Origin of the sequence: Streptomyces sp. H27-H5 (assembly GCF_026627505.1) — a bacterium.
Lineage (GTDB): Bacteria > Actinomycetota > Actinomycetes > Streptomycetales > Streptomycetaceae > Streptomyces.
The window spans coordinates 1-6802 of the sequence record NZ_JAPNLK010000191.1 but is presented as its reverse complement, the minus strand read 5'-3'; the positions used below and the strand labels follow the sequence as shown (position 1 = coordinate 6802).

The 6802-nt window shown below is 65.0% G+C and carries 7 protein-coding genes; 2 read left to right on the top strand and 5 right to left on the bottom strand.

All coding sequences use genetic code 11. The annotated features are described in order from the left end of the window. Positions 1 to 60: 60 nt before the first annotated feature. Positions 61 to 702 (bottom strand): hypothetical protein, encoded by a 642-nt coding sequence (locus tag OTB19_RS41070; RefSeq protein ID WP_267803969.1) that lies wholly within the window; start codon positions 700 to 702, stop codon positions 61 to 63. A gap of 233 nt (positions 703 to 935) precedes the next feature. Here OTB19_RS41070 and OTB19_RS41065 point away from each other — a divergent pair, with 233 nt between their 5' ends. Beyond that, the gene (locus tag OTB19_RS41065) at positions 936 to 1685 is read left to right on the top strand and encodes a transposase (RefSeq protein WP_267803968.1); all 750 of its coding nucleotides are present in this window, start codon (positions 936 to 938) and stop codon (positions 1683 to 1685) included. Between the two features lie 6 nt (positions 1686 to 1691). Here OTB19_RS41065 and OTB19_RS41060 read toward each other — a convergent pair whose 3' ends face one another. Next, on the bottom strand, positions 1692 to 1892 hold the full coding sequence (locus OTB19_RS41060; RefSeq protein WP_267803967.1) for a DUF397 domain-containing protein: 201 nt from the start codon (positions 1890 to 1892) through the stop codon (positions 1692 to 1694). 184 nt (positions 1893 to 2076) lie between these two features. On the opposite strand from OTB19_RS41060, the gene OTB19_RS41055 reads away from it, so the two are divergent. After that, positions 2077 to 2826: a transposase gene (locus tag OTB19_RS41055; RefSeq protein ID WP_267803966.1), complete on the top strand. Its 750-nt coding sequence runs from the start codon at positions 2077 to 2079 to the stop codon at positions 2824 to 2826. Positions 2827 to 2832: 6 nt separating this feature from the next. Here the strand turns inward: OTB19_RS41055 and OTB19_RS41050 are convergent, their stop codons facing one another. From OTB19_RS41050 to OTB19_RS41040, 3 genes are all read right to left on the bottom strand, one after another. Then, positions 2833 to 4899 (bottom strand): Shedu anti-phage system protein SduA domain-containing protein, encoded by a 2067-nt coding sequence (locus OTB19_RS41050; protein ID WP_267803965.1) that lies wholly within the window; start codon positions 4897 to 4899, stop codon positions 2833 to 2835. 290 nt (positions 4900 to 5189) lie between these two features. Continuing rightward, the gene (locus OTB19_RS41045) at positions 5190 to 5981 is read right to left on the bottom strand and encodes a WbqC family protein (RefSeq protein ID WP_267803964.1); all 792 of its coding nucleotides are present in this window, start codon (positions 5979 to 5981) and stop codon (positions 5190 to 5192) included. Beyond that, entirely contained in the window at positions 5926 to 6591 is a 666-nt protein-coding gene (locus OTB19_RS41040) for a YdcF family protein (protein ID WP_267803963.1), read from the bottom strand. The genes OTB19_RS41045 and OTB19_RS41040 overlap by 56 nt, the downstream gene beginning before the upstream one ends. Positions 6592 to 6802: the final 211 nt, after the last annotated feature.

Below are 6802 nucleotides of genomic sequence, written 5' to 3'. Positions count from 1 at the left end.
CTTACGAGGTGCCCTCTTGCTCGGGTCTGATGGAAGCGTAGAAACTCCCATCATCCCAGGTCAGCGGGCACCTCTTCTGATTTCTCCATCCACAGCCCGACCACTACGCGGTGGATCCAGGCTGAGGCTGACGCTGTCATCGGACCTGGTGAAGGCGAGGAACTCGTCCTCTTGCAAGGCCAACTCGTAGAGCGCGTCGATGTCGTCCTGGAGAATCTGGTTCACGCGTTCTACCACCTCATCGCAGGATCTGGCCAACTTGATGTGGTCGTCCAGAGGCGACGCCTCTCTCTCGCCACCGCTGAGGTAACGCTCGCGTATGCGTGACGCATGCCCGAAGTCGTCGCGCATCTCCCGCCACGTATCGGCGACCTTCTCCCGGTCTCGGTCGGCCTGGTTCAGTTCGGCTCGGATCCTCCGGGCTGTTTCCATGGCGACTCGCCGGCATGCCCCGTCCGTCGGCGACGAGGCTCGAGACCAACGCATGCGCTGTTCGGCGTGGTCAGTTTCCCTCTGGACCGCTTCGCAGAGCCTGTGCATCGTTCCGTAGACGCTGAGAGCGAGACGCCCCTCGGTCACCCAGAGGAAAGCCGCCTTCATGTCTTCCTCGTCGGCCTCGTCTAGGTACCGGTCCTGAAGCCGGTTCAACTCCTCATCCAGGAATTGTGGCGGAACGACAGCGGCGTTTTGGTCAATGATCACCGAGGGAGGCTACACAGAGCCACTGACATCGCCGAATCGCCTCTGATCTGCGGTTATGCCTCACCGCGCGGCCAGATGGTGAACGAGGTTGTCGAGCGTGCCCGTTGGCCTGTCAGTGAGCCTTTTCAGCGTGGCCACCAATCGGGTGATGACTTTGGTACCCGAAACGGACAGGGCTCCCGTGCCGTTGGGTGAGGTGTTCGAAGTCTCAACCTGCCGGTTCAGGAGCCCTGTTGGTTCCCTATCCTGCCGCACTCGACCTGCCTCATACGCTGGTCGAGTGGGTCACCATGCTTATCGTCACCCGTGAGGGTGACCGCCGCTGTAAGCTCCCGCCGCACAAGCGCGCTCTCGTCGCTCTCGCCTACCTGCGCAAGCACGACAATCTCGCGCAGATCACCGACGGGTTCGGCATATCCGTAGGCACCGCCCACGCCTACACCACCGCCGTCGTGCGGCTCCTCACCGACCGGGCGCCGGGCCTACTCAAGACCTTGCGCGAGCACGACCCGGACTACGTGCTCCTGGACGGCACCCTCAGCGAGTGCGACCGCCTGGGCGACGGACGCGCCGATTATTCCCACAAGCACCGGCGCCACGGCGTGAACGTGCAGGTCGTCACCGATCCCCAAGGCCAGCTTCTGTGGATCTCGCCGGCCTTGCCGGGCCGCGCTCACGATCTGACCGCCGCACGCACCCACCGCATCATCCGAATCTGCGAACGCCAGGGCGTCCCGATTGTCGCCGACCGCGCCTACATCGGCGCTGGCTCCTGGGTCACCACCGCCATCCGCCGCCCGCCCAACGGCGAACTGTCATCGACCGAACGGACGCTGAACCGGGCACTCGCCCAGGCCCGCGCTCCTGTCGAACGAGGCGTCGCCCGCCTGAAATCCTGGCGGATCTTCCGTCGGAGCCGCTGCAGCCCGAACCGCATGACGGACATCGCCGCCGCGGTGCTCACCCTGGAGAGGCAACGCTGAAAAGGCTCAGTGGGGTCTGCGAAGATGAGCAAGGCGGCCGGCACAGGGGGTCTGCTCGGGCCGGTTGGAGTCACGGATTATGACGAGGTCACCGACCGCGCCGAACTCGACGCAGTTGTCGTTGTCCCCGCTGAACGGGCTCTTCTCCCAGCTGATCGTCGAAAAGTCCAGCTCGGCGGGGTTGGGCTTGGTATGTGGTGCCCCCATGCGTTGGTATCACTCCGTCACGGGTAGCGGCCGTGTCGGCGAGCGATGTGGCAGCGGTCCGGCTCAGTGAGGGTTTTCAGGCTGCGCCCCGGAAGGGTGACGGCGGGGTTGTGCGCAACGGACAGGGCTCCCGTGCCGTTGAGGGAGGTGTTCTACGTCTCAACTCACCGGCTCAGGAGCCCTGTTGATCCCGTATCCTGCCGCACTCGACCTGCCGCACGCACTCGTGGAGTGGGTGACGATGCTGATCGTCACCCGTGAGGGTGACCGGCGCTGCAAGCTCCGCCCGTCCGAGCGTGCGGTGATCGCTCTGGCATACCTGCGCCGACACGATCCGCTGGCTCAACTGGCCGCGGGTTTCCGTGTCTCCGTCGGCACGGCCCACGCATACGTCACCGCCGTCGTCGAGCACCTGGCCGCCAAGGCGCCGGGCCTGCTGAAGGTCCTGCGCGAGGAAGATCCCGACTACGTTCTCGTGGACGGCACGCTCGCCGAGTGCGACCGAGTTGGTGACGGCCGGGCGGACTACTCGACGAAGCACAAGCGGCACGGTGTGAACGTGCAGGTCATCACCGACCCGGCCGGCCGGACACTGTGGCTCTCGCCCGCTCTGCCCGGCCGCACGCATGACCTGACCGCCGTCCGCACACACAAGATCATCAGGGTCTGTGAACGCCAAGGCGTTCCCGTCCTGGCCGACATGGCCTACATCGGCGCTGGCGAGTGGGTCACCACCCCGAAACGCCGGCCACCGCACGGCGAACTCACCTCGACCGAGCAGACGGTCAACCGAGCCTTGTCCGCCGCTCGCGTACCCGTCGAACGAGGAGTCGCCCGCCTGAAATCCTGGCGAATCTTCCGTCGCGCCCGCTGTAGCCCGAACCGCATGACGTCAATCGCCAAGGCCGTCCTCACCCTGGAGCGGCACCGCTGAAAAGGCTCAGTGATCCTCGACGATGAAGCAAGCCCGTTCGTAGAGTTCGTCGAACGTGATCACCTCGACGTCCTGGATGGATGTCCGGTACAGCTCGAAGGAGCTCATCTTCTCCGGGTTCACGGCTCCGTTGTGGGTGAACTCGCGCAGGCTCCCGATCACCACGACCTGCCGCGGTCGGGTGGTGGACAGTTCGATGTCTGTCGGAGTGCCATCTTCCTCGTAGATCCGGGTGAGGAACTGGCTGGAGATGAGCTGTTGGGCTTTGCTGGCTGTCTTTTGCACCTGCGCCACACCACCGCCGAGTTCCTTGGACGCCTGGTAGACGCCCGCGCGGTACGGGGTCTTGGAGAGTAGTTCGGTGTCGTGGGTCTTGATCTCGCAGAAGAGCATGCTGCTGATCAGACCCTTGGACCGCATGATGGCGTCGATGCGTTTCCCGGCTCCGCCGAAGATGTTGGCGCCGGTGGTGATGCGTTCCAGTTTGCCGTCGTTGATGGATTCGCAGGCGATGAGGTTGAGGCCGTAGCCGAATATCCACTGATTAGCCTCGAAGAAGGCCTGCCAGACCGCTTCCGCCCCGCGCGTGGTTGCCAGGCTCTCCTCCTGCCGGAAGTAGTCCGGATCGGTCAGCAGTCGCTCGAACCTCTGGAGCTGTTCCTTGCGGTTGCTGAGCAGTCGGATGTCCTCCTCTGTGAGGCCGCCGCCGATGGCTGTCCTGACCGCACCGAGAACCGTCGTCCGGTCCTGGCCGGTCAGCAACTGGGCCAGTTGGGCCTCGTCGCCAGCCACGACCTGAAGGGAACCGCCAGGTGTGCTCATTCCACTGCAGCCCTGGAGGAAGTTGATGACCTTCCAGAAATTCTCGTGGACTTCACCGGTGTCGACGAGCGCCTTGACTGCCCTGGTGGCCCCTGTCTCAGGCAGTGTCTGCGTGGCGGAGACTTCCCCGGTCTTCTTGTCCTTCTTCCAGAGCTTGATCCTCGGCGTGAAGGTGTCGCCCTTCTTGATGATGGTGACGCTGCACAGAGTCGCTACCTGCGGCCGGTCGTCGAGAACGAAGTCGGTGATCATCCGGCGTACACGGGCGTCATAGAGGTAGTGGAACCCACCACTGTCCTGCGAACCGCGGATCTCCAGGTCGGTGAAGTCCCCGCGGGTGACATCGAACTCGGTGGTGGAGAAGGGGACGCGGAAGCCTCGAACGATGGGGGAAGCGGGCGCTACAGCTTGGGTCCGCCAGTCCGGTGGGATGTTGGGCAGCGGCCGGCTGTCGCCTTCGACCACGAGATTCTGGACGTCGATGCGCCCAAGCTGGATGAGCACGGACTGCAACGTCCGCCAGATCACCTCCTCCGCCTCGGGAGTGCAGGTGGGCAGAAGCTCGCGCTCCACCGTCAGGACCGCCTCGCAGGTTCCCTCCGTCCAACTGTCACCAGGTATGGGATGGAAGAAGCCGCCATCACGGCGGAGGGTCAGAGCCGCGGTACGTACCAGGTCGCGTGCGGTCTCCTCGCCATCGCAGTCCAGGAGACTGAAAGCCTGGCCGAGGACAAGGTCGAGCTTGCCCGTGTCCTCGTTCTCCAGCGGCAGCGGGACCAGTGGGCCAGTAGGCGGAACCCGTACCGGCTCATAGAGGGGGCGGCCCGAGAGGAACTCGTACGAACGCAGGCCCCATCCGTCGGGCGCCAGGAGCACGTTCAGTTGCTCGACGTGCTCTATAGCCTCCTGGACGTCAGCCGCCACTTCAGGATGGACCATCCGTGCCAGAAAGGTGAGTAGCACCTCGTCCGGTCCGCGGGAGAGCTCCAAGCGGGAGTCCTCGAAGATCCAGTCGTCGGGCAGGTCGTCGTTGTTGAACCGGTGCTGCTGGATATCGGCGCGGACAGTCGAAAGCTGGCTGTCGCCGACTGGAGGGCGGTCCAGGTCGTAGAGGTTCTCCAGGAACGTGACCTCATCCAATTTGCCCCACCAGGGGCGCGATATCCCGCGCAGGTAGTCGAAGATGTCGCGTCGCGTTAACGCCGAGATTGCCGGCAGCTCGTTCGCTCTGGCGGGACCGGTGGAAGTCATGCGTCCAGAATGGACGGTTAGGCAGCGGGGCGCTGGACAATTGAGACTTTCACCTCGTCGAACACGCTGCCACCCACACTCGTTCCACCCGTACCGTCTCCCGGTGCGGAGACACCACCCATACGACGTCATCAACACTCGCCGATGGTCCTGCTACCCGTGTCGAACGTCACCGGCGCACGGTGGCGCATCCCCGCTTCACGAAGATCTCGTCAGGGTCCGATGAAGCCGTACGCGGCTGAGTACATTCCTCTCCCCCTCGAGGGTGGGGGAGCTACAGATAAGAATGCTCAGGCGGTCGTCGCCAGCGCGGTTTGGGCCGCGGCGACGGCTTGCAGTCGCCCCGCCACGGCGGTGGGGCCGAGCGTCGCCAGGGCCCACATGACAGTGATCCGGCGTCCGGAAGCCCAAACCCCGGCAGGCGGAGTCAGGAACGGAGTGACGGCGATCCCCTGAGTCATGAAAGGGGCCACGTCCAGATACTTCATGCCGCCGGTTCCGCACAGGTATGAGCATGCGCCGACGGCGGTGGTGAGGTCGGCGAGCCGCTGGGACCGGCCCGGCCTGGCGCGAAAGTCGCTGCTGCGGAGGACCTGGCCCTTCCAGCCGAGGAGGTCCAGGAGCGTTCGGGTGGAGGCCTCGGCGACGGCGGCGGTCCGGCTGCTGCCGAAGGCGGCCGCCATCGGCTCCAGCGCCTGGGCGAGAGTGGTCCAGTGCAGGCTGGCTCCGTAGTACTGCTGAAGCATGGCCGCGGTTCGGCGCAGGGCAACGTCGGGGTCAACTATCAGGGCATCACGGATGAGTGTCTGTCGGCCCTGGGGCAGATGAGTCGGGATCGACATCCACCGTGATGCCTGTGGGTCACCGAGGGCCGCGAGGCGGGCGCGGTGCTGGTAGTCGCGGCGGGTGAACTGGACGTCGTCGAGGACGATCCAGGTATCCGCCGCGAACAGTTTGGCCAGTGTCGTCAGCCGAGGGAACAGATTGGGCTGGTGGATGGCACACAGCCTCCCCGGAACTGGGACTTCAAGAGATGAGGCGGCTGGTGAAGCCGTCGCGGATGAGGGATTCGTACGCGTCATGCACGTCCTCCGGGACATCCTGGGGGATGGCGAACCCGTTCTTCGGATATTCGATCACCCGCTGGAGATCACCGACGAGCATGTCGAGGACGAGCTTCTCGTCGCCGATGCTCTTGAGGTAGTCGTCCAGCTCGAGCGGCTCCGAGGCACAGATGATCTCGACCTCGGGCCACAGCTTGCGGGCGGTGGCGAAGGACCGTCGCTCCATATACGGCTTGGAGACCAGCAGGACGGTCTTCGGGGCAATGCCGTTCGCGGCCAGGAGTTCTCGGCTGAGCTTGATGTTCTGGCCGGTGTTGGCGGCGTTCGGCTCGACGAGGATCGCTTCGTTGGGGACGCCGAGTTCGAGGGCGTGCTCGCGGAAGTGGACGGCCTCGCCGCGAGGGAAGACCTGGGCGGTGGTGGGGCTGTTGCCGCCGGTGAAGACGAGGACCGGGAACAGGCCGGCGCGATGGAGGTCGGCGGTGGCGGTGGCGACTCCGAGGTCGTGGCTGCCCAGTCCGATCGCGACGTCCACCGGGGCCAGGTCGTGGCCCATCTGGTGGTAGTCCCAGATCAGCTTGGCCTTGTGCCACTGGTCCTCGGTGATCGTCTGCTGGATGTCCGTCACGCGATCTTCTCCCTGGTTACCGTCGTCGGGGGCCGGAGGCCCCCTCACTCATGGCCCTGATGCCCTCGATGCTGGCCAGCTGGTGACTTAGTGGTCTGCGTCGTAAGTCCTTCGGGGGTTGATCACGCGGCCTTGGCGGCGGAGGATTCTTCTGGGTGATCGGCGGTGTGCTGGTCGAGCCTGGCCAGGAGATCGTCCAGGTCGGAGGTGG